At 68.4% G+C, this 25537-nt stretch carries 14 protein-coding genes; 4 read left to right on the plus strand and 10 right to left on the minus strand.

Annotated features, from left to right (window positions below; translation table 11 throughout):
• Positions 1-16: 16 nt before the first annotated feature.
• Both pks13 and ABQE44_RS13160 read left to right on the plus strand, forming a co-directional pair.
• Positions 17-5446 carry a polyketide synthase Pks13 gene (gene pks13 / locus ABQE44_RS13155; protein WP_448391779.1) on the plus strand — a complete coding sequence of 1810 codons (5430 nt, stop codon included), beginning with the start codon at positions 17-19 and terminating at the stop codon, positions 5444-5446.
• A complete protein-coding gene (locus tag ABQE44_RS13160) occupies positions 5443-7017 on the plus strand; it encodes an acyl-CoA carboxylase subunit beta (RefSeq protein WP_448430160.1) in 1575 nt (524 codons plus the stop codon). The genes pks13 and ABQE44_RS13160 overlap by 4 nt, the downstream gene beginning before the upstream one ends.
• An 89-nt stretch (positions 7018-7106) precedes the next feature.
• Here ABQE44_RS13160 and ABQE44_RS13165 read toward each other — a convergent pair whose 3' ends face one another.
• From ABQE44_RS13165 to pdxR, 9 genes are all read right to left on the minus strand, one after another.
• Complete coding sequence (locus ABQE44_RS13165; RefSeq protein WP_448430162.1) at positions 7107-8015, minus strand: MBL fold metallo-hydrolase; 909 nt, start codon at positions 8013-8015, stop codon at positions 7107-7109.
• Between the two features lie 101 nt (positions 8016-8116).
• A complete protein-coding gene (locus tag ABQE44_RS13170) occupies positions 8117-11341 on the minus strand; it encodes an arabinosyltransferase domain-containing protein (RefSeq protein WP_448430164.1) in 3225 nt (1074 codons plus the stop codon).
• A 20-nt stretch (positions 11342-11361) separates the two neighbouring features.
• Positions 11362-14643, minus strand: a complete 3282-nt coding sequence (locus ABQE44_RS13175) for an arabinosyltransferase domain-containing protein (protein ID WP_448430166.1) — start codon at positions 14641-14643, stop codon at positions 11362-11364.
• A 24-nt stretch (positions 14644-14667) separates the two neighbouring features.
• On the minus strand, positions 14668-17922 hold the full coding sequence (locus tag ABQE44_RS13180; protein ID WP_448391784.1) for an arabinosyltransferase domain-containing protein: 3255 nt from the start codon (positions 17920-17922) through the stop codon (positions 14668-14670).
• Positions 17919-19832 carry a galactan 5-O-arabinofuranosyltransferase gene (locus tag ABQE44_RS13185; protein WP_448430168.1) on the minus strand — a complete coding sequence of 638 codons (1914 nt, stop codon included), beginning with the start codon at positions 19830-19832 and terminating at the stop codon, positions 17919-17921. The genes ABQE44_RS13180 and ABQE44_RS13185 overlap by 4 nt, the downstream gene beginning before the upstream one ends.
• Positions 19832-20626 carry a decaprenylphospho-beta-D-erythro-pentofuranosid-2-ulose 2-reductase gene (locus tag ABQE44_RS13190; RefSeq protein ID WP_448430170.1) on the minus strand — a complete coding sequence of 265 codons (795 nt, stop codon included), beginning with the start codon at positions 20624-20626 and terminating at the stop codon, positions 19832-19834. The genes ABQE44_RS13185 and ABQE44_RS13190 overlap by 1 nt, the downstream gene beginning before the upstream one ends.
• 13 nt (positions 20627-20639) lie before the next feature.
• Complete coding sequence (locus tag ABQE44_RS13195) at positions 20640-22001, minus strand: decaprenylphosphoryl-beta-D-ribose oxidase (RefSeq protein WP_448430172.1); 1362 nt, start codon at positions 21999-22001, stop codon at positions 20640-20642.
• A 64-nt stretch (positions 22002-22065) separates the two neighbouring features.
• Positions 22066-22461: a GtrA family protein gene (locus ABQE44_RS13200; protein ID WP_448430236.1), complete on the minus strand. Its 396-nt coding sequence runs from the start codon at positions 22459-22461 to the stop codon at positions 22066-22068.
• A 40-nt stretch (positions 22462-22501) separates the two neighbouring features.
• Entirely contained in the window at positions 22502-23920 is a 1419-nt protein-coding gene (pdxR, locus tag ABQE44_RS13205) for a MocR-like pyridoxine biosynthesis transcription factor PdxR (RefSeq protein ID WP_448430174.1), read from the minus strand.
• Positions 23921-23969: 49 nt separating this feature from the next.
• On the opposite strand from pdxR, the gene ABQE44_RS13210 reads away from it, so the two are divergent.
• Both ABQE44_RS13210 and ABQE44_RS13215 read left to right on the plus strand, forming a co-directional pair.
• The gene (locus tag ABQE44_RS13210; protein WP_448430176.1) at positions 23970-24428 is read left to right on the plus strand and encodes a carboxymuconolactone decarboxylase family protein; all 459 of its coding nucleotides are present in this window, start codon (positions 23970-23972) and stop codon (positions 24426-24428) included.
• A 12-nt stretch (positions 24429-24440) separates the two neighbouring features.
• Positions 24441-25172, plus strand: coding sequence for a phosphotransferase family protein (locus ABQE44_RS13215; protein WP_448391790.1), 732 nt, complete (start codon positions 24441-24443; stop codon positions 25170-25172).
• Here the strand turns inward: ABQE44_RS13215 and ABQE44_RS13220 are convergent.
• The gene (locus tag ABQE44_RS13220) at positions 25169-25486 is read right to left on the minus strand and encodes a TFIIB-type zinc ribbon-containing protein (RefSeq protein WP_448391791.1); all 318 of its coding nucleotides are present in this window, start codon (positions 25484-25486) and stop codon (positions 25169-25171) included. The genes ABQE44_RS13215 and ABQE44_RS13220 overlap by 4 nt on opposite strands.
• Positions 25487-25537 lie beyond the last annotated feature (51 nt).

Below are 25537 nucleotides of genomic sequence, written 5' to 3' on the forward strand. Positions count from 1 at the left end.
GTGATACTTCGCTGAAATGGCTGATACACAAGACGATTCCCAGCACGCGGACTCCGCCGCGGCACCCGAGATCCAGCTGGCGACCGAAAATTCGGAGACCGCGCCCCGGTCCGATGTCGCCGCTGACGCGGCTCCGAGAACCGACATGACCGTCGCCGAGATGCGCGCCTGGCTGCGCAACTGGATCGCCAACGCCACCGGACAGTCCGCCGACCAGATCAACGACTCCACCGCGATGGTGGAGTTGGGCCTGTCCTCGCGCGACGCGGTCGCGATGGCCAGCGACATCGAGGACCTCACCGGCGTCACGCTGACCGCCACGGTCGCGTTCCGGCATCCGACCATCGAGTCGTTGGCGACCGTGATCATCGAGGGCGAACCGGAACTCGAAGACGCCGACGTCGCCGGGGCCGAGGACTGGACCCGCGATGTCGACGAAGACACCGCCAACATCGCCATCGTGGGCATCGCCACCCGCTTTCCCGGCGATATGAACACCGCGGAGCAGACGTGGCAGGCGCTGCTGGAAGGGCGCGACGCGATCACCGATCTGCCCGAGGGCCGCTGGGAGGAGTTCCTCGGCGAACCGCGCATCGCCGAACGGGTCGCCAAGGCGCGCACCCGCGGCGGATACCTGTCCGATATCAAGGGTTTTGACTCCGAGTTCTTCGCGCTGTCGAAGATGGAGGCCGACAACATCGATCCGCAGCAGCGGATGGCGCTCGAATTGACCTGGGAGGCATTGGAACACGCCCGCATCCCGGCGTCGAGCCTGCGCGGGGAGAGCGTCGGCGTCTACATCGGCAGCTCGCTGAACGACTACAGCTTCCTGGCGATGTCTGATCCGTCGATCGCGCACCCGTACGCGATCACCGGCACGGCCAGTTCGATCATCGCCAACCGGGTGTCCTACTTCTACGACTTCCGCGGCCCGTCGGTCGCCATCGACACGGCGTGCTCGAGCTCGCTGGTGGCCGCCCACCAGGGTGTGCAGGCGCTGCGGTCCGGTGAGGCCGACGTCGCGATCGTCGGCGGGGTCAACGCGCTGATCACGCCGCTGGTCACCGTCGGCTTCGACGAGGTCGGCGGCGTGCTGGCGCCGGACGGGCGGATCAAGTCCTTCTCCGCCGACGCCGACGGCTACGCCCGCTCCGAGGGCGGCGGCATGCTGGTGCTCAAACGTCTCGGCGATGCGCGCCGCGACGGGGACGACATCATCGCCGTCATCGCCGGCAGCGCGGTCAACCACGACGGCCGGTCCAACGGGCTGCTCGCGCCCAACCCCGACGCGCAGGCCGAGGTGTTGCGCAAGGCGTACAAGGACGCCGGAATCGACCCGCGCGTCGTCGACTACGTCGAGGCGCACGGCACCGGCACCATCCTGGGCGACCCGATCGAGGCCGACGCGCTGGGACGTGTCGTCGGCAGGGGACGCGCAGCTGATAAGCCGGCGCTGCTGGGCGCAGTGAAATCCAATGTGGGCCACCTGGAATCGGCGGCGGGCGCGGCCAGCCTCGCGAAGATGGCGATGGCGCTGCGTAACGACAAGATCCCCCCGTCGATCAACTACGCCGGGCCTAACCCGTACATCGACTTCGACGGCGTGCACCTGAAGGTGGCCGACACCGTCACCGACTGGCCGCGCTACAGCGGGCACGCCATCACCGGCGTGTCCGGGTTCGGTTTCGGCGGCGCCAACGCGCATCTGGTGCTGCGCGAGGTGTTGCCGTCCGATCTGGTCGAGCCCGAACCGAAGCCGGAGCCCGAACCCGAGAAGCCGGCGGCGTCGGAGGCCGAGGCGGTCTACGTGGGCGGCGTGCGGATGGACGAGTACGGCGAGTTCATCTCTGACGACGATGACGACGGTTTGGATCGCCCGGCGCACGTGGCCGAGGACGAACCGGAACTGCCGGGGCTGACCGAAGAGGCGCTGCGGCTGCTGGCGGTGGCTCGCGAGGAGCTGGAGTCCGGTGAACAGCCGACACCGGTTGTACCGCTTGCGGTTTCGGGATTTTTGACGTCACGCAAGAAGGCCACCGCTGCTGAGCTGGCCGACTGGATCGACAGCCCGGAAGGTCGCGCGTCGTCGCTGGAGTCGATCGGGCGGGCGCTGTCGCGTCGCAACCACGGCCGCTCGCGCGCCGTGGTGCTGGCCCACGACCACGATGAAGCCATCAAGGGGCTGCGGGCCGTCGCCGAGGGCAAGCAGAACCCGAACGTGTACAGCGCCGACGGCCCGGTCACCAACGGGCCGGTGTGGGTGCTGGCGGGATTCGGTGCGCAGCACCGCAAGATGGCCAAGAGCCTGTACCTGCGTAACGACGTCTTCGCCGAGTGGATCAACAAGGTCGACGCGCATGTGCAGGACGAGCGCGGCTATTCGATCGTCGAGCTGATCCTCGACGACGCGCAGGACTACGGCATCGAGACCACGCAGATCACCATCTTCGGGATCCAGATCGCACTCGGTGAGCTGCTGCGCCACCATGGCGCGAAACCCGCTGCGGTGGTGGGTCAGTCGCTAGGTGAGGCGGCCGCGGCCTACTTCGCGGGCGGTTTGTCGCTGGAGGACGCCACCCGCACCATCTGCTCACGCTCGCATCTGATGGGCGAGGGCGAGGCGATGCTGTTCGGCGAGTGGATCCGGTTGATGGCCTTGGTCGAGTATTCGCCCGAGGAGATCGAGACGGTGTTCGCCGACTTCAACGACCTCGAGGTGTGCGTTTACGCCGCGCCCACCCAGACCGTCATCGGCGGACCGCCCGAACAGGTGGACGCGATCATCGCCCGCGCCGAGTCCGAGGGTAAGTTCGCCCGCAAGTTCCAGACCAAGGGCGCCAGCCACACCTCGCAGATGGACCCGCTGCTCGGTGAACTGGCCGCCGAACTGATCGGGATCGAAGCCCATCCGATCAAGATCGGATACTTCTCGACCGTGCACGAGGGCAACTACATCCGCCCCGGCGAGACGATCCACGACGTGGACTACTGGAAGAAGGGGCTGCGGCACAGCGTCTACTTCACCCACGGCGTGCGCAACGCCGTCGACAACGGCCACACCACGTTCCTCGAGCTGGCCCCGAACCCGGTGGCGCTCATGCAGGTTGGCCTCACCACGGCCGCTGCAGGCCTGCACGACGCACAGCTGATCGCGACGTTGGCGCGCAAGCAGGACGAAGTCGACTCAATGATCTCGGCGATGGCGCAGCTGTACGTGCATGGGCACGACCTGGACTTCCGGACCCTGTTTCCCCGGCGGTCCACCGGGGTCGAGTACGCCAACATCCCGCCGACCCGGTTCCGCCGCAAGCCGCACTGGCTGGAGGCGCGGTTCACCGGTGACAGCTCGATGATGATGCCCGGCAACCATGTCGCCATGCCCGACGGGCGCCATGTCTGGGAGTTTGCACCCAAGGGTGAACCGGATTTGGCGGCGCTGGTGAAAGCCGCTGCCGCACAGGTGCTCCCGGATGCCAAGCTGGTCGCATCCGAGCAGCGCGCGGTGCCCGGCGAAGGCGCGCGGCTGGTTACCACGCTGACCCGTCATCCCGGCGGCGCGGCCGTGCAGGTGCACTCACGCATCGACGAGTCGTTCACGCTGGTATACGACGCGGTGGTGAGCCGCGATGGTGCGGCAGGCGCGTTGCCGATCGCGGTGGCCACGGGTTCGACGGTGGCCGAACAGGTTTCAGCTGCTCCTGCCGATGGTCCCGAGGAAGACTCTGCGGAGATCTTGCAGGACAATTTGACTGCGGGCGCGGGGCTGGCCGCGGGCTTCGCCAAGTGGTCACCGGACTCCGGGGAGACCATTCATGACCGGCTGGGCGCGATCGTCGGCGGCGCAATGGGTTACGAGCCCGAGGACCTGCCGTGGGAGGTTCCGCTGATCGAGCTCGGCCTGGACTCCCTGATGGCGGTGCGGATCAAGAACCGCGTCGAATACGACTTCGACCTGCCGCCGATCCAGCTGACCGCGGTGCGCGACGCCAACCTGTACGCGGTCGAGAAGCTGATCGAGTACGCGATCGAGCACCGCGACGAGGTCGACCAGCTCGCCGAACACCAGAAGACCAAGACCCCCGAGGAGATCGCGGCCGAGCAGGCCGAGCTGATGGGTGGCGCGTCCACCGTCGCCGAACTCGAGCAGGTGCTGGCCGAGCGAACCGGTGAATCCCCGCTCACCAGCGCGGGCACGGCCACGGAGTCCGACATCCCCGCGCCGCCGACCGATCCGAGCGGTCCGCCGATTCCGCCGCCGCCGACGGATCCCAGCGGACCCCAGGCTGACGGGCCGTCGAAGTCGACGGTGGCCGCCGCGTCCAAAGTGCTGACCCAGGAAGCGGTCACCGAGGCGTTGGGCTCCGACGTGCCGCCGCGCGATGCCGCCGAGCGCGTCACGTTCGCGACCTGGGCCATCATCACCGGAAAGTCGCCGGGCGGCATCTTCAACGATCTGCCCACGATCGACGACGCCACCGCGGCCAAGATCGCCGAGCGGCTGACCGAACGGGTCGACGAGGGCACCGTCACCGTCGACGACGTGCGCGCCGCCAAGACCATCGAGGAACTGGCCACGACGGTCCGCGAGTACCTCGAAGGCGGCAAGATCGACGGCTTCGTGCGGACGCTGCGCGCACCGCAGGAAGGGTCGGACCGCATCCCGGTGTACGTGTTCCATGCCGCGGGCGGATCGACGGTGGTCTACGAGCCGCTGCTGAAACGCCTGCCGACGGACACCCCGATGTACGGCATCGAGCGGGTGGAGGGCTCGATCGAGGAGCGCGCCCGCGAATATGTGCCGAAGCTGTTGGAGCTCAACGGCGACAAACCGTTCATCCTCGCCGGCTGGTCGCTGGGCGGGGTGCTCGCCTATGCGTGCGCGATCGGACTCAAGCAGGCCGGCGCCAACGTCGGCTTCGTCGGGCTGATCGACGCGGTGCGCCCGGGCGAGGAGATCCCGCAGACGCAGGAAGAGACCCGGGCCCGCTGGGACCGCTACGCCCGCTTCGCCGAGCGCACGTTCAACGTCGAAGTTCCCGAGATCCCGTACGAGGAGCTCGAAAAGCTCGACGACGAGGGCCAGGTGCAGTTCGTGCTCGACGTGGTGAGCCAGAGCGGCGTGCAGATCCCGGGCGGCATCATCGAGCACCAGCGCACGTCGTACCTGGACCAGCGGGCGATCGACACCGCCGAGATCAAGCCCTATGACGGCAAGGTCACCCTGTACATGGCCGACCGCTACCACGACGACGCGATCTATTTCGAGCCGCGCTACGCGACGCGCAAACCCGACGGCGGGTGGGGCGAGTTCGTCTCCGACCTGGAGGTCGTGCCCATCGGGGGTGAACACATCCAGGCGATCGACGAGCCGTACATTGCGAAGGTCGGCGCCCATATGAGCGAAGCGATCAGCCGTATCGAGTCTGAGGAGAAGCAGGCGAAGTGACCACGGAATCTCTCCCGCCCACCCGCTCCAAGACCACCGCTGAACTGTTGGCCGAGCTGCGCGAAAAGCTGGAGCAGGCCAAGGAGCCCGGCGGTGAGAAGGCAGTCGCCAAGCGCGCGAAGAAGGGCATTCCCAGCGCCCGCGACCGCATCCATGCGCTGCTGGACCCGGGCAGCTTCCTTGAGATCGGCGCCTTGGCGAAGACTCCCGGTGATCCCGACGCGCTGTTCGGCGACGGTGTGGTGACCGGACACGGCCGGATCAACGGCAGGCCGGTCGGGGTGTTCAGCCACGACCAGACGGTCTTTCAGGGCTCGGTCGGGGAGATGTTCGGCCGCAAAGTCGCCAAGCTGATGGAGTGGGTGGCGATGGTCGGCTGTCCGATCATCGGCATCAACGACTCCGCAGGGGCCCGGATCCAGGACGCGGTGACCTCGCTGGCGTGGTACGCCGAGCTGGGTCGCCGCCACGAGCTGCTGCGGGGCCTGGTGCCCGAGGTGTCCATCATCCTCGGTAAATGCGCTGGGGGAGCGGTGTATTCACCGATCCAGACCGACCTCGTGGTGGCGGTGCGCGATCAGGGCTACATGTTCGTCACCGGGCCGGACGTGATCAAGGACGTCACCGGGGAGGACGTATCGCTCGACGAACTCGGTGGTGCCGACGCGCAGGCCCGCTACGGCAACATCCACCAAGTCGTCGAGGACGAGGCCGCGGCGTTCCAATACGTCCGCGACTACCTGAGCTTCCTGCCCGCCAACACCTTTGACGACGCACCGATCGTCAACCCGGGTCTGGAACCCGAGATCACTCCGCACGATTACGAACTCGACTCGATCGTGCCGGACAGCGACAACATGGCCTACGACATGCACGAGATCCTGTTGCGGATCTTCGACGACGGCGACGTGTTCGATGTCGCAGAGCAGCAGGGCCCGGCGATCATCACCGCGTTCGCCCGTGTCGACGGGCGTCCGGTCGGGGTGATCGCCAACCAGCCGATGTATCTGTCCGGCTCGATCGACAACGAAGCTTCCGACAAGGCGGCCCGCTTCATCCGGTTCTGCGACTCCTACAACCTGCCACTGGTTTTCGTGGTGGACACCCCCGGCTTCATGCCCGGTGTCGAGCAGGAGAAGGGCGGTATCATCAAGCGCGGCGGACGTTTCCTCAACGCCGTCGTCGAGGCCGATGTGCCGAAGGTGACGATCACGATCCGCAAGTCCTACGGTGGCGCGTACGCGGTGATGGGCTCCAAGCAGCTCTCCGCCGACCTGAACTTCGCGTGGCCGACGGCCCGGATCGCGGTGATCGGCGCCGAGGGTGCCGCGCAGCTGTTGGTGAAGCGGTTCCCGGACCCCACCGCACCGGAGGTGCAGAAGATCCGGGCCGACTTCATCGAGGGCTACAACCTGAACATGGCCACCCCGTGGATCGCGGCCGAGCGCGGTTACATCGACGGGGTGATCCAGCCGCACGAGACCCGGCTGCTTCTGCGCAGGTCGCTGAACCTGTTGCGCGACAAGCAGATCAACCGCGTGCAGCGCAAGCACGGCCTGACCCCGATTTAACCTCTCACCTTCTTGCTGCGAGCGTGCGTGTCAGAGGGCGACACGCCGAGCTTTCGCGGGAGTTTGCGCACGCTCGTCACAGCGGCGTCTCAGATCGGTGAAAACTCGAGCCAGTCGTCGACCATGAACGCGTCCCCGCGCGCAACGACCGTCACACCGCCGTGCCCCGGATAGTGCGCGGGAACGACCGCCGCGCGACGCCGGGACGCTTCGGTGAGGATCCGTCGGCGCGTCATGGCCGCCGCCTCGAAATCCTCGTCCCACGCACAGGGATCACCGGGCCGGGCGAGTTGGATAGGGCAGTGGGTCAGGTCCCCGACGAACACCGCGGGGTTGCCGGCGTCCAGCCACACCACCGACGACCCCGGGGTGTGTCCCGGCGCGGGGCGCAGCCACACCGACTCGCTGATCTGGTGGTCCTCGGACCACAGCTCGATCTGATCCTCGACGGGAGAAACGCTGTCCGCGAACACTATTCGGACATGATCCTGAGCCGACTGCTCGTCTTCGGTGTGCGGCGTCGACGTCTGCACCGGCCCGTCGGGCGCGAAGTGCCGATAGTCGGCCGCCGGCATCAGGTAACGGGCATTGGGGAAGGTCGGCACCCAGGTCTGGCCGTCGCGCATGGTGTTCCAGCCGACGTGGTCGAAGTGCAGATGGGTGTTGACGACCACGTCGATGTCGGCGGGATCGAACCCCGCGGCCGAAAGCGTCCGTAGGAAGTCGGTTTGAAGATTGTCCAGCACGGCCATCCGCGGCCGGGACTTGCCGTTGCCCGCGCCGGTGTCGATGAGCACGGTGAGCCCGTCGACCTCGATCACCCACACCTGCATGGTGATACGCCACCCGGTGTCGGTCCAGAACGCCGGCGAGAACTCATCGGCGTGCTCTTGCCACGCCTCGGCGGGGGTGTGCGGGAACACCGCCGTGGGAAGGTGGTCAACCTGCCACTCGATGACCCGGGTGAGCGCCGCGCCGCCGAGCCGTAGTCGATCCACGGCCCCAGGCTAGATCACGACGAGCGTGCGCAAACTCCGGCGAAATACCGGCGTGTCGCCCTCGGACACGCGCGCTCGCGCGAGAAAAGGGGGGCGCGCACCTACGGCTTGATCCGGATGTGGCCGGGGGAGTACAGCCCGCTGTGGGTGGTGGTGCCGAACTCGAGTTCGGCCGGCTGCGCTCCCTGCGCGTCGGGGGTGAGCTCGTACTTGCGCAGTGAACCCCAGTCGCGGCCCCAGTCCTGCGACAGGTAGGTGGCCATCACATGCGCGCGCAGCAGCAGATCGGTGATGCCCAGCAGCCCACCGCTGAGACCGTCCTGCCAGGTGTCGGTGTCTTTACGTTTGGCGTTGTAGTCCGGCGTGATTCGGAACTTGGGAATCTCGGTGACCCCGTTGGCGTGCAGCATCGGCTGCTGGCACGGGAACGCCAGGCCCACCGCCCAGTCCATCAGCACCGGCTGCTCGGATCCGACGTACTCCTGAACCGACCGCAGCTCAGGTACCCGTGGCGGGGTGACCGCCACCCAGTCGCCGCGCGTCAACGAATCATCATCGGCCACAACGCGTACCGCGACCGCATCGGCCGGAATTTCGGAGCGGGGGAACCGCAGATTGCGCCATGACGGGATGGGCCCGAGGTCGTAGGGCAGCAGTCGGCCCGCGGGCATGGGCGTCCCGTCCGGGCCGGGCAAGGCGTACTCGAGTTCGACGGTCTGGCCCTCGGTGCGGCCGTTGAACACGCTGTCTCCGGTGATGGTGCCCGCGGCGGTGACGACGACCAACGGGTGCGCGTCGTCGGGCGCCGGCAGCGCGTACCACGCCGACGTCAACAGGCTTTCCTGTTGCGGCCCGGTGGTGTAACTACCGGCCAGCGGCACCCGCGCCGGGTCGAGCTGGTACGGCAGCGGCACCGTCGACCCGTTGATGCCCGGGGTGTCGAGTTCGGTGGGCCGGTCCCAGTCGTAGTCCGTACCGGGCATCGGCAGGTTCATCCGGATCGCTTCGGCGACAATCTTTTCCGGCACCCCATCGGGCGTGAAGCCGACCGGGTCGACACCGCCCAGCGGTCCCAGCGCGCCGTAATCGCCCGGCAGCGGGGTCAAAAAGCTCTCGTTGGGATCGGGTTCGACCAGCACGTCGTCGGCCAGCCCGCAGCCACCGGCGAAGGCGCGCAGGTTCGCCCACGCGTTGGAGTAGGTGGGGTACTGGCGGATCGCGCCCACCAGCATCGAACCGACGAACACCACCACCATGAACCCGGCGGTGACGGGGATGGGCGCGGCGGTCAGCGCCCGCCCGATCCGGCCTTCACCGCGATCACGAGACCCGAAGTGCAGCAACAAGGCGTAGAGCGCGGTGATGGCGAACAGCACGAAGAATATGGCGCTGACGGTGACACCGCCGATCTCGGGCATGTCGTTGTTGAACGGCACCCCGAAACTCGACACGTACCACCAGCCGTTGGTGGTGGCGAAACACAACGCCAGCAGGAAGAACACCGCGGCCAGAAACGCCATCCGGTTACGTGACCAGCGCAGCACCGCCGGCGACACCAGGACTGTCGCCAGCGCCGCCATCGCGGCGCCGACCGCCGCGAACAGCCCGAAGTGGTGCACCCACTTGGTCGGGGTGAACATCAGGAAGAAAATGGTGCCCAAGATGACACCCATCAACCGCCACGCCGGACCCCGCGCCACACCGGGAATCCGCTTGCGCCGCATCATGATGAACATCGACGCGAACAGGCACAGCGCGGTGATCAGGAACCCGAACCGCCGCGACAGCGATCCGTCCACCGTCGGCAGGATCAGGTAGTAGTAGCGCAGGTTCTCGGTGTACCACTCCTGGTTCGGCCCGACGTCCGTACGGATTCTGGTCGCCTCGAGCACGGTCGCGAACGTCTGGTCGAAGAAGACGAAAGCCAGGATGACGGTGCCCGCGGCCAGCATCGGCGCCACCAGCGGCCAGGTGCCGACAAAGCGGCGTCGCCGCACCAGGATTCGCAGGATCGGTCGGCCGCCGGCGAGCAGCGCGGCGACCGCGATCAGCCCGGTCGGCTGGATGCCGAGCGTGAACGCCGCGGTCAGCGTCGCCAACGCGGCCGGTGTCAGCCGACCCGAGACGATGGCCCGCTCGATCAGCACGTAGGTGATCAGCGCGCCGGTGGCGATCTGGCCCTCCGGGCGCAGGCCGTTGTTGAACGGCATCCACGCTGCCAGCAGTACCAGGCCGGCCGCCCACAGCGCGGGCTTGCTGGCCGCGACCGCGGGGCCCAGCCGGGGCAGCACTTCACGAGACAGCAGGAGCCAGCAGATGATTCCGCACACCAGATCCGGCAACCGGATCCAGATGCTGGCGTCGCTGACGCTGGTCATCATCGCCAGCAGGTTGTAGTACCAGCCGAACGGATCTTCGGGGCTGCCGAACCACCGGAAGTAGTTCGACATGTATCCGGCGTGCCCGGCGACGCGGGCCATGCCGAGGATGTAGCCGTCGTCCGACGAGTTGGCGCCGATGACATGCCACAGCGCAAACCCGCCGATGACGGTGGCGTCGGTGGCGGTGAACGTGCGCCACCGCTGGGGGATCAGCCGGTGCATGCGTCGCCCGTCGATGCGGTCCAGCCGCCACAGCGCCAGCAGCGCGAGCACGGTGCTGAGAATCGCCAGCACCATCGCGGTCAGCTTCAAAGGTGTCGGCTTCGACGAGAACCGGGTGTCGATGGTGGCCGACACCGAAAGGCCGGGCGGTGCGGGGCCGGTCAACTCGGTGAAGATGCCGACGATCTGGGGGCGCAGGTTCGGGTCGGCGAACCCGCTGCGCAGTTCGGAGCCGTCGGTGTCGGTCAGCCCGACGAACGTCGCGTACGTGCCCTCTTCCGATGACGTGATCTCGATGCTGGAACATCCTGGCGACGTTCCGCCGCCAACCACCTGTGCGCGCGGCACGCTGGCCACCACCACGTTGCGGTCGGTGATGTCGACCCGCTCGGCGGACACGTCGACGAACAGCGACTGCAGGGCGGCCTGCTTACCGTCGCTGGGTGCGGTGCCGAACACCATGCCCCCCGACGGTGGCAGCGAGCGGACCACATCGCATGGCACCGTCGCGGTCATCGACACCGGGGTCAACGAGATCAGCGGTGCGGTCACGTCATTGACCTGGCTCTGGCCGTCTTGACGTTGCGGCCATTCTAAGGTGGCCGTCGTCTGCACCACCGGCAACAGCGGCGTCGCGACCGACAGCACGAAGCCCAGCAGACCGGCGACGATCGCCACCCAGCGCGCGATCCGCACGTCACGGCTCGCGGTGGACTCGGTCATGATCGCGTTCCTGGCACCCGTCATGGCAGCGCCCTGATCGGTCCGTTGCGCGTCCACCCGAAGACGCGTCGGGTGCCCTCTTCCACGGCGGCCGTCGGTGCCTGCGAGGCGGGCACCACCCGGTCGTAGCGTTCGATCGAACCCCAGTCGCGGTACCAGTCACCGCGCAGATACGTCGGAATCGCCGAGGTGCGCAGCAGCGCCTGGATGTACAGGAACGGTCCGCCGTCCTGGGCGGACTGCCACATGTTCGACGAGGACACCACCTGCTTGAAGTTGGGCAGGATGCGGTACTCCGGTAGTTCGGCGATGCCCAGGTGCTGGGAGGCCGGGCGCTGGCACGGGAAGTTCGCGGCCGTGGCGATGTCCATCAACACCGGGGTCTGCGATCCGAGGAAGTCCTGGGCGGTCTCGAGCACCGGTACCCGCGGCGGCGTGAACGCGAACCACTGATCGGTCGACAGGTTCGGATCATCGGCGACGATGCGTGCCACGTTCGCCTCCGGCGGCGCCCATGACAGCGGGAATCTCAGGTTACGCCATGCCTTTTGGGGGAAGATGTCGATGGGCTGCACTTCACCGAGCGCCTGGTAGCTGCCGTCGGGATGGTGTACACCCCACTGCAGTTTGAGCGACTGTCCGTAGTTGAACGAGCCGTCCTCCTCGTAGTACCAGATGGCACCCGCGGCGGCGACCGTCACCAGCGGCCGGTCCGGGGTGCGGGGCGGCAACTGATACCACGCCGAGGTGACTTCGGCCGCGACGTCATTCTCGTCGTAGCTGCCCATCACCGGGGTGCGGGCCGGGTCCAGCCCGAACGGCAGAAACACCCGAGAGCCGTTGACGCCTTCGGGTCCGTAACCGCCGCCGGTGCCCGCGGCGTAGCCGACACCGACGTTGGGCTCGTTGGGCGAGCCGTCGGAGTTGACCAGCCCGGGGTTCGCGGTGACCGGCTCCGCCGGCTCCAGGGTGTCGCTGACCCCGTTGGGGTGGAATCCGACGGGATCCTCGCCGCCGAGCGGGCCGTATTCACCGAAGGGCTGACCCGGAACCGGTTGCAGCAGACCCTCGTTGGTGTTCCGCTCGACCAGCACATCGTCGGCCATCGCGCAGCTTGGTTCCGATGTCCCCCCGGCGAACCCAGTGAGCGCCGCCAGGTTCGCCTTGGCGGTGGTGTAGACCGGGTAGCGCTGCACGGCTCCCTTTGCCATCGAACCGACCTCGAGCACCACCATGATGACCGCCACCACCAGCAGCGGCGTGGAGGCCAACACCCGGTTGCGGCGGGTGTCGGCCACTTCGGTGTGCCCGGCGTAGTCGATGCGGTAATGCAGCCACGCGGCGAGCAGGCCGGTCGCGATCGCCAGCACCAAGAAGATCGTCATCACCGGGACACCGGCCAGCACCGGCTGTTTGTCGAACCACGGCACCCCGTAGTTGCCGACGTAGAACCAGCCGTTGATACCCGATGTGGCCCAGGCCAATACGAACAGCAGCGCGGTGACGTACAGCGCCAGGTTGCGTCGACTGTGCAGGCCGACTCGCGCGAACGCGAATGCGGTCACCGCGCCGAGCGCACCTGCCAGGCCCGCCAACGCCCCGAACTGCACCGCCCATTTCGTCGGCGTGAACGTCAGCAGCAGCAGCCCGACCGCCGTCGCGCCGATCAACCGCCACACCGGGCCCCGGGCCATCCCCGGCACGCTGCTGCGCCGCAGCAGCACCGCGAGCATGCCGAACAGGCACAGCAGCATCACCAGCACGGCGAAGCGACGGGTCAGCGACGAGTCGACGCTGTCCTCCACGGTGAGGAAGTAGTAGCGCAGGAAGTCCTGATACCACGCGATGGTGGGGCCGACCTTGTACTTGATGCGGGCGGACTCGGCGACCGTGGCCAGCGTCTGATCGCGGAAGACGACCACGAAGATCAGAGCCGCCGACGCCGCCAGCGCGGCCAGGGGGGGCCACATGCCGGCGACCGGGCGCCGCACCCGGATGGTGCGCACGATGGCGCGGGCGCCGACCAGCAGCGGTGCGAGCGCGATGAGGCCCTGCGGCGCCAAGGTCACCGAGAACACCGCCACGACGACGGCCGCCGCCGCGGGCCACAGCCGCCGGGTGCCGATCGCGTTCTCCACGAGCATCCAGGCGGTGATCGTCCCGAACGCGATCAGCGGTTCGGGGCGCAACCCGTTGTTGAACGGCAGCCACGCGGCCAGAAACACCGCGCCGGCCGTCCAAACCGCGACCCGATTGCCGGCCAGGCCCGCCGCGCCGGGACCCAGCCGGGCCAGCACACAGCGGCTGATCAGCAGCCAGGTGCCCACCGCCGCCAGGGTCGCCGGCAGCCGCATCCACACCCCGGCGGTGCTGACCTGGGCCAGTTGTGCCAGAACGGACTGGTACCAGTCGAACGGCGCCTCGGTCGCGCCGAAGTAGCGGAAGTAGTTCGCGGTGTAGCCCGCCTCGTCGGACACCCGGGCGATCGTGAGGTTGTAGCCGTCGTCGGAGGAGATCGCCCCGATCAGATGCCACAGCAGCAGCGTGCCGACCACGCCGATGTCGGCCAGCCAGTGCCACGCCCCGACGCGCCAGAACCGCCGCCAGCCGCGCGGCACCCGTCGTCCCGACGTGCGGTCCAGCACCGCCAGCGCCACGATCGCCGCGAGCACACAGATCACCCCGAGCACCATCACGGCCAGCTTGAGCGGCGTGGGTGAGCTGATGAACCGGGTGTCGACGTCGATACGCGCCGACAATCCGTTCTGCGCCGGCCCCTGCAGCTCCGTGAAGACCCCAGCGACCTGCGGTTTCTTATCCGGGGCCAGGGTGCCTGCCGCGCCGGGGATGCCGAGGAAGTCGGCGCCGACCTCGCCGGGGTTGGCCCAGATGTGCAGCGTGCTGCACGCCCCCGACTCCACCGCGGGCCGGGGTGCGACCGCGGCGACGGAGTCGCGCACCGCAACCACGACGACGTCGGCGGTGGCCCGTACGAACAGCCCATTGCGGCTGGCGTCGATGCCGGCAGGCGGGATCGTGGAGACGACCAGCCCGCCGTCGTCGGGCAGGGTCGCCACGGCCTGACAGGGGATGGAGACGTCGAGGGCGAGCGGCGCACCCGACACCAGTGGGGCGGTGATGTCCGTGACGAACCCGTCGTCGTTGGCGGCCTGCGGCCACAGGATCGTGGCGGTGCTCTGGGTGACCGGAAGCAGCGGCGCCAGCGCGCACAGCAACACTCCCGCAAGGCCCGCGACGGCCGCGATCAGTCGCGCGATGCGATGAGACGGGTCGTCGGGCACGAGGGTCGATGGTAGGCGACGAAACTAATGGCGCAGCGGCGCCGGGCTCCACAGCCCGCTACGCGTCGCCGAACCGAGATCGATCCGCGCGGGCTCGGCGTCCGGGTAGTAGGGGGTCAGCTGCTGCAGGGCGCCCCAGTCGCGGTACCAGTCCTCGGACAGATACGACGGCACCGTGGTGGCGCGCACCAGCAGCTCGGTGATGCCGAGCGGGCCGCCGCCAAGGTTGTCCATCACCGGTGAGTTGGCCTCGGCGCCGAACCGGTCGGGCATGATCCGCCACTTCGGCACCTCGATGACGCCGTATCGGTGGTCGAACGGGCGCTGGCACGGGAAGGCCATGCCGACCAGCCAGTCCAGTAACACCGGATCTTCAGACCCGACGACGTCCTGAAGGGTGCGCAGTTCGGGGATGCGCGGTGGGGTGATCGCGATCCAGTGCTCGGGGTTGAGGTCGTCGTCGGTGGCGACCAGCCGCACCCGGGTGGCGTCACCGGGGATCGCGTCCAGCGGGACCCGCAGGTTGCGCCAGGCCGGGGACGCGCCGACGTCGCCCAGCGCGACGGTGCCTGAGGCCCCGTCGGCAGGGTCATCGTCGGTGGCCCACTGCACTTCGACCTCACCGGAATCGAAGCGCCCGGCCGCGGCCACCGCGAGCAGTCCCCCTGCCCTTCGGGCGGAGGGTGCCCCCAGGCCGGCCTGGTCGTCCTGGTTCCAGTTGTCGGGTAGCGCGTACCAGGCCGAGCGCAGTGACGCCGGCTGCTGGGTGCCGCTGCGCCAGCTGCCCATCACCGGGGTGCTGGCGGGGTCCAGGTCGAACGGCAGCCGTGCGCGTGACCCGTTGATGCCGGCGGCCGCGGTGGTGCCACCCTCGGTACCGGACTCGCCTGCGGTGTCGTCGCCTTCGGGGGTGTCGGCGAAGTTCGTCGCGGTGCCGGGCCCGCCCATCACCTCGTCGGCCGACAGGTCGGACGGAATCCCGTTGGGGCTGAACCCTTCCGACGTGTCCGCGCTCAGGGCTTCGCCGACGGGGGCGTCCACCGGGGTGAGCATGCCGGCGTTGGCGTCCTGCTCGACGAGCACGTCCTCGGCCAGCCCGCACGTCTTGCCGGTCAGCGCTTCGAGGTTGGACCGTCCGACACTCCACGCCGGGTACTGGCCCGTCATACCCAGCGTCAGCGAGACCACCTCGAACACCACCAGCCCCCACGTGGCGATCGCCAACGGTGCCTGCGCGACTCGTTGCCAGCGCCGCGGTTCACCGGGCGGGGATGAATCGCGTCCGGCGAAGTGGAACCAGGCCGCCACCAGCAGGGCGACGACCGACAGGCCCAGCAGCATCGTGGTGAAGCCGAACTTCCACTCCGGGAACTCGTTGGACCACGGCACACCGAAGTTGGAGACGTACCACCACCCGTTGACCGTGGCGAACGACAGCGCGGTGGCGAACAGCACGGCCGCGGTGAACACCGACCGGTTGCGTCGGGACCGCATCGCGGCGGCGCCGACGGCGACGGCGGCCAGGGCGCCGAGCGATCCGGCCAGCCCGGCGAACACCCCGAAGTGGTGGGTCCATTTGGTCGGGGTGAACATCAGCGCCAGAAACGAGATGATCGTGATGCCGACGATGCGCCGGCTCGGGCCCAGCGCGGTGCCGGGGATCCGGAACTTGCGCAACGCCATCGCCACCGAGACGGCCAGCGCCAACAGCAGCGTCAGCACCGCGAACCGGCGGGCCACCGAGCCGTCGGGGCTGGTGGTGAACAGCCGCGAATAACGGATGTGTTCGTCGAACCAGGACAGGCTGGGGCCGACGGAGGATTTGAACGCGCTGGCCTGCAGCTCGCCGATCAGCGTCTGGTCGCGGAAGATCAAGATGATCGTCACGGTGGCCGCGGCCAGGATCGGCGCCAGCAGCGCCAGGTAGCCGAACCGTGAAGTATGCGCGGCCACAATCGTTTTCAACGGGCCGACGGCGACCAGCAGCGCGCCGACCGCGGCGATGCCCGTCGGGCCGGAGAACAGCGTCAGCGCGCCGATGATGATGGCGACCGCCACCGGTAGCAGCCGGCTGGTGGCCACCCCGCGCTCCACCGAGCACCAGGTGAGCAGGATGCCGAGCGCGATGATCGGTTCGGGCCGCAGCCCGTTGTTCAGCGGCAGCCAGAACGCCAGGAACAGCCCGGCGGCCGTCCATGCCGCGGCGCGGCTGGTCTTGACCGAGTGGCCGAGTCGCGGGATGACCTCGCGGCTGATCAGCCACCAGCAGGCCAGCGCCATCAGCAGCGTGGGCAGTCGCATCCACACGCTGTGGGTGCTGACGTTCGACCACAGCGCCAGCAGGTCGTAGTACCAGCCGAACGGCGCTTCGGGGGTGCCGAACCACCGGTAGTAGTTGGCCATGTAGCCGGCGTGCTCCGACACCCGGGCCATGGTCAGGATGTATCCGTCATCGGCGGTGTTGGCGCCCACGAAGTGCCACCACACCAGCACCGCGGTGACCACCCCGTCGAGCGGGCCGAACGACCACCAGCGTGGCGGCAGGAAGCGCTTGACCTTGCGGCCGTCGGCGGTGTCGAGCACGTGCAGGGCGCCCAGCGCGATGACCGTCAACGCGACGCCGAGGATCATTGCGAGCAGTTTCAGCAGGGTCGGGGAACTGCTGTAGCGGGTGTCGATGGTGGCCGAGAACTCCAGACCGGGCGGCGCGGGCCCGGACAGGTCGGTGAACACGCCGACGATCTGGGGGCGGAAGTCGTAGCCGCTGCGTTCGCCGCTCAGCGGCGCGCCGGGATCGTCGCTATCGGATCCCTTGACCAGGCCGACGAACTCCCCGGTGACCTTGTCGGCGTGTGCGGTGAACGTCAGCGACTGGCACTGCGGGCTGAGGACCTGGTTCAGCGGGGCGCTGACCACGGGGGTGTTGCGGACGATGACGAGCAGGTCGTTGTTGACCCGTTCGATGAGCAGACCGCGGTCGACGGCCTTGGGCGCCTGCTTGGGCACGGTGGACAACAACACAGTGCGGTCGGCGTTGTCGGCTCCGGCCAGCCCGGCGGCCACCCGGCACGGGATCGTGATGGTCAGATCGGTGGCCACGTAGCCGATCAGGGGTGCGTTGACGCTCTGCAGCACCCCGTCCTGGGGCCAGTTCAGCTCGGCGGTGGTCTGCTTGACCGGCAGCAGCGGGGTCGCGACCGCCAGGGCCGCGCCGAGCAACCCGGCGACGACGGCGATCAGCCGCGCGGTCCGGTGGTTCGCCCCGACTTGGCCAGTCACGGGGCTTGATCGTAATTGGGCAGGCGGATGGCCAGCACAAACGGTCCGATCTCGGAGACGTCGAAGCGGGGGTCGTCGAACAGGGCTTCGTCGAGCGCGACGTGGTAGCGACGCACGTTGGGCTGGTTGGGGTAGACATCGGAGGCCAGCCGCAATGTGTAGGTGTCATCAGCGCCGCGCCGCATCAGGAACACGTTCGGCGGCTTCCACGGCAGGCGGTCGAGGGTTTCGATGAACGCATCGGCGTCGGTCAGGGTGGCCCAGCTCTCGATCGCGTCGGCGCGTTTCTCGAACTGCGCCAGCGGGTTGGCATAGTGCGACGTCAGCCCCTGGAACCCGTAGTAGGGGTAGTACGACAGGAAGCTGTAGTCGGCGGTCATCACCACGGTCTCGTTGCGCGGCAGCCCCGTCACCTCGCGGATTTTCTCGTCGATCTCGCGGTAGTAGCGCTCCGAGCCGGGCGGGCGGCGATCGGCGCGCTCGCCGTAGCCGTCGGTGTCGGTGTAGGCCACCGCGATATCGGCGCGCAGCACGTCGGGGATGTCCTGGCTGTAGGTCACGGCCCCGATAGCGCCGACGGTGGCGGCGGCGGCGAAGACGCGCCTAGCTGTGTCCGGACGGTAGCGCGCGGCGATCGCCAGCGTGGCTTCGATGAAGCCGAACGCCCCGGCGGCGGCGAACAGCACGGTCAGCGTCGGGTTGAGGCGGAAGGACAGCAGCGTCGTGCCGGCCAGCGTGGTCAGCATCGACAGCAGCGACCACGCGTAGACCGCCAGCACGGCGAACGCCAGCGCGCCGGCGCGGATGGAGGTGCGCGCGCGCCACACCAGCCACAGCGTGCCGAGCATGCACAGCGCGCCGAGCAGCGTGAAGTGCAGCATCGGGAACTCCATCTCGGCGCCGACCGATGGCAGGTAGTGCTGCGCGGTGCCCGAGTCGGCCGGCTCGCCCTGGATCGCGGCGGCCAGCCACGGTCCCCAGCCGATCAGCGCGATGGCGCCGGAGAGCGCCGCGATGGCGAGCAGCCGCAGCAGCGGTTCGATGCGTCTCGGCTTAATGTCGCCGCCGGAGCGGCTCCAGCGCGCCACTGTCACTACCAGCGCCATCAGCGTCAGCGTGAACGCCGCGTAGGCGAACAGCAGCGTGTAGAACAGCGCGGCGACGCCGAGGAACACGCCCGTCGCGATGACGGCCGCCCAGCCGCCCTGTCTCGTCGCCCCGCGCAGCCCGGACCAGGCCAACACGAACACCGGCGGCAGCAGCACGGTGATGACGGCGGCGTACGGTTCGGCGGGGGCGTAGGCGAGCGTCGCCGCGGCGGTGGCGGTCGCGACGATCAGCGCGTACTCGAAGCGAATCATCGCCGCCCACAACACGAACGCCGCGGTGATTGCGATCGTGATGGAGACGATGGCCCACGGTTTGAACATCTCCCAGCCGGGGGTGCCGGTCAGGTCGGCGAGCCGCCCGCCGATCCAGAACCAGCCCGGCGGATAGAACGGCGGCAGGCCGTAGTAGGTCATGTCGTGCAGGGCCGCGGTGTCGGTGAGCCGGGCCAGGTACTCGGTGCGGAACTGCTGGTCGACCGAAATACCGTGCAGGTAAAGCTTGGTGGCGCCCAACGGCATCCCCAGCGTCACCACCGAGAACGCGGACAAGAACGCCGTCGCGCCGCCCCACGCGAGCAGCCGCCTGCCGCGCCGACACATCCATCCAGACGCCAACAGCCCTGCCAGACAACCGACTTGGCCGACGGTGGTCAGCGCGTGCAGCTGGTTGGACGAGTTGTAGGCCGGCCAGTCCACCCGCGAAATCGCGATCAGCGAGATGGCTGCGACGACGACCGCCACAGCCGCGCCGGCCGCCAGCTGGCCGACGACCTTGGTCGGAGTGGCCAGTGCGCTGCGCATCAGATGGGGAGCTTGCGGAAGATGGGGCGCGGGATGTGCCGCAACACCATCATCACGTACCTGAACACCCCCGGTGCCCATACCAGTTCCTTGCCTTTGGCCGATGCGGTGACCGCCAGTTCGGCGACGTCTTCCTTGTCGACGGTGAACGGCGCTTCCTTGGCGCCGGTGGCCTTCCAGTGCTCGATGGTGGTGCGGGTGCGCACCTGGCCGGGCCGGATGACCAGCACCGAAACCCCGTACTCGCGCAACGCCTCACCGAGCCCGAGGTAGAACCCGTCGAGCCCGGCCTTGGTGGAGCCGTACACGAAGTTCGACCGGCGCACCCGTTCACCGGCGGCCGAGCTCATCGCGATGATGCGGCCGAAACCCTGCGCGCGCATCTTTTCGCCGAGCAGCACACCGACGGAAACCGCTGCGGTGTAGTTGATTCCGGCGATCTGCACGGCCTTGCGCTGGTTCTGCCACAGCTCTTCGGCTTCGCCGAGCAGGCCGAACGCCACGATCGCGACATCTATATCTCTTGGGGCATCGCCGCCGCGCCACGCGGCGTCGATCACTTTCGGATGGGTCTCGGTGTCGAGCCCGTCGAAGTCGAGCACCTCGACGGATTTGGCGCCGGCCGCCTCGAGTTGCGCGACGGCGGCGTCGCGGCCCGGGTGGCCGGGTACTTCGGCCAGGATGACGCGTGCGGGCGCGTCGCGCAGATAGCGCTCGCAGATCGCCAGCCCGATTTCGGACGTGCCGCCCAACAACAGGATGGTCTGGGGGTTACCCACCGCATCAAGAACCATGTGCGCGCACCATTTACAGCAGCTCCAAACGTCGGGCCATGTCGGACGCGAACACCGCATTGGGATCGACCTTGCGGCGCATGGCGATCCACTCGTCGATTCGCGGGTACATGGCGTGAAATGTCTCGGCGGTGGTGCGGGAATCCTTGGCGGTGTAGAGCCGGCCGCCGAACTCCAACACCCGCCGGTCGAGGTCGGTGAGGAATTGGTTCAGCCCGGCTTTGATCGGAAAGTCGACGCAGACGTTCCAGCCGGGGATCGGAAAGCTCAGCGGCGCTTGGTTCCCGGGGCCGAACAGCTTGAACACGTTGAGGAATGAGTAGTGGCCCGACCGCTGGATGTCGACGATGATCGCCTTGAACTCATCGACCGCCTCGGTGGGCACGACGAACTGGTACTGGGTGAAACCCGCTGGCCCGTATGCCCGGTTCCACTCACCGAACATGTCCAGCGGGTGATAGAACTGCGTGAGGTTCTGGACCTTGCCGCGGTAGGTGCCCGACTTGCGGTACCACAGCTCTCCGATCGGCCCGAACGTGTACTTGTTGGCCAGCCCGTTGGGAAAGATATCGGGGAAGTTCAGCAGTTGCGGCGCATCGAATTTCAGCGGATCGCGTTGCAGCTTGGCCGGCAGCTGATCTAGCCGCGCCAGCGAACCACGTGATATCGCGGCGCGGCCGAGTTTGGGTGGTGCGCTGATCGCGTCGAACCACGCGCTGGAGTAGGTGTAGTTGTCTTCGCTGCCGTCACTGTGAAACGCGATCGTCTCATCGAGGTTCGCGGTGACGTCGCCATCGGCGATGAAGTAGGCGGTTTCCGTCGGCGTCATCTCGATCGTGGCGCGCAGGATGATGCCGGTCAGCCCGTTGCCGCCGACGGTCGCCCAGAACAGTTCGCTCTCGGGCCCGTCGGGGGTCAACCGCCGGATCTCGCCGTCGGCGGTCAGTAGGTCGATCGAGCGGACGTGGTTGCCGAAACTTCCGGCGCTGTGATGGTTCTTGCCGTGGATATCGCAGGCGATCGCGCCGCCGACCGTGACCTGTCGGGTGCCCGGCAGCACCGGCACCCACAGCCCGAACGGCAACGCCGCCCTCATCAACGTGTCCAGGCTCACGCCCGCATCCGCGTCGACCACGCCGGTTTCGGCGACGATCGAGTGGATCCGGTTCAACGGGGTCATGTCGATCACCAGGCCGCCGCCGTTCTGGGCGTTGTCGCCGTAGGAGCGGCCGAGCCCGCGCGCGACGACCCCGCGCTGACCCGTCGTCGCTACGGCCTGCGCGATGACCTCGACATCCGGCGTCGACAACACCTGGGCCACCGACGGGGCGGTGCGCCCCCAGCCGGTCAGCCGTTGCGTGGTGGTCTCGAACATCGTGACGAGGGTACCGTGCGCTCCGGTAACGACCCTGGCTGCAAAATGCGCGGGGCGCGCCGCGTCAGCGCAGCCGGAAGATGACCGCCCGCTGGACCACGAAGTTGATCACCGTCGCGGTGCCCTGGGCGATGACGAACGCGACGGGCACCCGCCACGGCTTGTCCTCCCACGCCAGATACAACAGGTAGTTGATGCCGACCTGCGCGGAGTAGGTCACCGCGTAGAGCGCACACACCGCGAGAAAGCGCGCCGTGCTGGGCGGCGCCTGAAAGGTCCAGCGCCGGTTGATCAGGTAGGCGGTGGTGGTGCCTGCGATGAAACCGATGGTCTTGGCGATGTTCACGTGCAGGCCAACGGCCAACAGCGCGACGTAGAGGCCGAAGTCGACGATCGCCGAGAAACCGCCGGTGACGATGAACCGCCATACCTGGGTGCCCAGGGTCAGGTTCGGCTGCATGGGGGGCTCGGCCACCGCAGCAGCTTACGGCGCTGGGTCCTCAGCGCTGGAGCCCGCTCGACTCGAGCACATCGCACAGCGCGTGTACGGCGGAAGGGAAGGCGTGTTCGGCCGGCGTGCCGAACCCGACGATCACGCCGTCGGGCCGGGCCACGTCCGGGCCCGCCTGCGGGTGGCGCATGATCGACAACCCCTCTAGCGCGATACCCGCATCGCCCGCGCGGCGCAGCACCTCCGGTTCGGCGCCGTCGGGCAGGGTCAGCAGCAGGTTCAGGCCCGCGTTCAGCCCGCTGACCGTGAGGGAAAACGGCTGCAGCGCCTGGACAAGCGCGTCGCGGCGGCGCCGGTACCGCAACCGCATGCGCCGGATGTGCTTGTCGTACTCGCCGTTTGCGATGAAGTCGGCCATCGTCAGCTGTGAAATCGCGTCCACGTAGAACTGCGAGCCGCCCGCGGCGGCGATGGCCGGCTCGACGAGGTCGGCAGGCAACGCCATCCAGCCCAGCCGCAGCGCAGGCGACAGGCTCTTGCTCGCCGAGCCGAGATACACCACCCGATCCGGGGACAGCCCCTGCAGCGCGCCCACGGGCTGGCGGTCGTAGCGGAGTTCACCGTCGTAGTCGTCGTCGAGCACGTAGCCGTCGGTGCGTTGTGCCCACTCGACGACCGCGGTGCGCCGCGCGGGATGCAGCGGCATGCCGAACGGGCTGTGGTGCGCCGGGGTGAGCAGCACGGCGGGCACGTCGAGCGTGTCGAGGTCATCCACCACCGCGCCGTGCTCGTCGACGCCGATCGGCGTCGTCGCCATTCCCATCGCCGCGATCACATCGCGAAAGATGAACAGCCCGTAAGCTTCTACGGCGATCGGCCGCGGTCCGCGGAACATCCGGGCGAGGACCTCCACCCCGTGGCGCACACCCGCACAGATCAGGATCGACTCCGGCGAGGTGCGTACCCCGCGCGCCCGTGCCAGGTACTCCGCCAGCGCTTCGCGTAGCTCGGGTCGTCCGCGCGGATCGCCCATGCGCAGCGCCTCGGTGGGTGCGCGGCTCAGCGCCCGACGCGTCGAGGCGACCCATTCGTTGCGCGGGAACTCCGCGACGTCGGGTGAACCGGGCATCAAGTTGTGCTTCGGCACCACCCGCACACCCCTGGGCCGCACCGACGCCTCCGTCGCGGCCGCGTTCACCACCCAGGTGCCCGCGCCCTGCCGGGATGCCAGCCACCCTTCGGCGACCAGTTCGACGTAGGCCTCGGCGACGGTGTTGCGGGCCAATCCGAGGTCGACGGCCAGGCTGCGCGACGGCGGCAGCATCATGCCGGGCGCCAGCCGCCCCGTACGTACGGCGTCGCGCAGCGCCGTGAGCAGCCTTTCGCGCGCACCGCGCACCCCGGGGGTGATGGCCTCGGCGAGGTCGAGATGCAGATCCCGCGTCCCCGCATTGGCCCATGAATCCACCGGTAAATTGAACCATGTAGATGGGAGTTTGCGGACTAGCGTTAGCGGTATGACCACTATCGAGAAAGTCCGCCGTCTCAACATGAACCAGGTGTCGCCCGAGGTGTACGAGGCGATGATCCTGCTCAACAACGCCGCGACCAAGGACCTCGACCCCGACCTGGCCGAGTTGATCAAGATCCGCGCGTCGCAGCTGAACCACTGCGCGTACTGCCTCGACATGCACACTGCTGACGCGCGCAAGCGCGGCATCGTCGAGCAAAAGCTCACCCTGCTGCCGGCGTGGGAAGAGGCCGAGGGCGTCTACACCGAGCAGGAGCAGGCCGCGCTGGCGTTGACCGAGGAGATCACCGACCTCACCCATCGCCACGTCTCCGACGAGGTGTACGCCAGGGCGGCGGCGGCCTTCTCCGAACGTGAACTGGCCCAGGTGATCGCGATGGCGCTGACCATCAACGCGTGGAACCGGATCGGTGTCACCACCCGGCTGCCGGTGCCCAAGCGGTAATACGGTCGAGGTGTGCAGACCCGGTCCGGCGCGCAGATCGTCATTGACGGCGACGTCGTCGTAAAGCTGCACCGGCCGGGCACCGACCCGCGGGCGTTGACCGCGCGGCTGGGTGCGGCCGCACAATCGGCGTCGCTGCTCTCACCGCTGACCATCGTGCCCGAGCCGGTCGGGACTCGCTGGCGCACCCGATGGCCGCGCGTGGAAACCGTTGCGCCCGAACCGGACAGCCTGCCGTGGGCGCAGGCGGGCCGGCTGTTGGCGCAGCTGCATCGAGAAGAGGCGCCTCGGCGTCTGCCGCCGCACGGCTGGCCGCAGCGGCTGCGCCGCATGCTGCGCGGCACCGCTGACGTCACGGTCCGGCGCGCTGCTGCCGGGCTGCCCGACGCGGTCTGGCGCGCGGGGTCGACCGGTCGGCCGTCGACAATGGTGCACGGCGATTGGCATCTCGGCCAGCTGGGCCGGCAGCAAGCAGGCTGGGTGCTCATCGACGTCGACGATCTGGGTGTAGGTGACCCGGCGTGGGATCTGGCCCGGCCGGCCGGGTTCTGGGCGGCCGGCCAGATTCCCGACGACGACTGGACGACGTTCCTGGATGCCTACCGCGGCGCGGGCGGCCCCGCGGTGCCCGACGGCGATCCGTGGCCGGTGCTCGAACCGTTCGCCCGCGCCGCCGTCATCTGTGCCGCCGCGTATCACCCCGACGACGCACTGCTGCGCGACGCCTGTGTGCGAATGCTCTAGCTGGAGAAGAACAGCCTGCCGAAGCCTTGTTTGCGGTAGTACTTGTTGCCGCGGTGGCCCCAGCCGGGACCGTAGCCGTACCCGGGCTGATGCGGTGGGGGCGGCGGCGGGGCCTGCACGAACCGGTTCTCCATCTCGGTGAGCGCCTCGAGCTCACCGAAGTCCAGGAAGATGCCACGACAGGTGTCACACTGTTCGAGGTGGATGCCGTTGCGGTCATACGTCTTCATCACGCCGGCGCACTTCGGGCACAGCAGGTTGGTGGCCCCGCCGGCAGGCGGCGGCTTGGGCGGTTCGTAGGGCGGAATGCTCATTTTTCGACAACGCCTGCGTCAGCGCTCTGGTTCCGCGATCGGACCGGCGGC

The organism is Mycolicibacterium sp. XJ2546, from assembly GCF_053483195.1.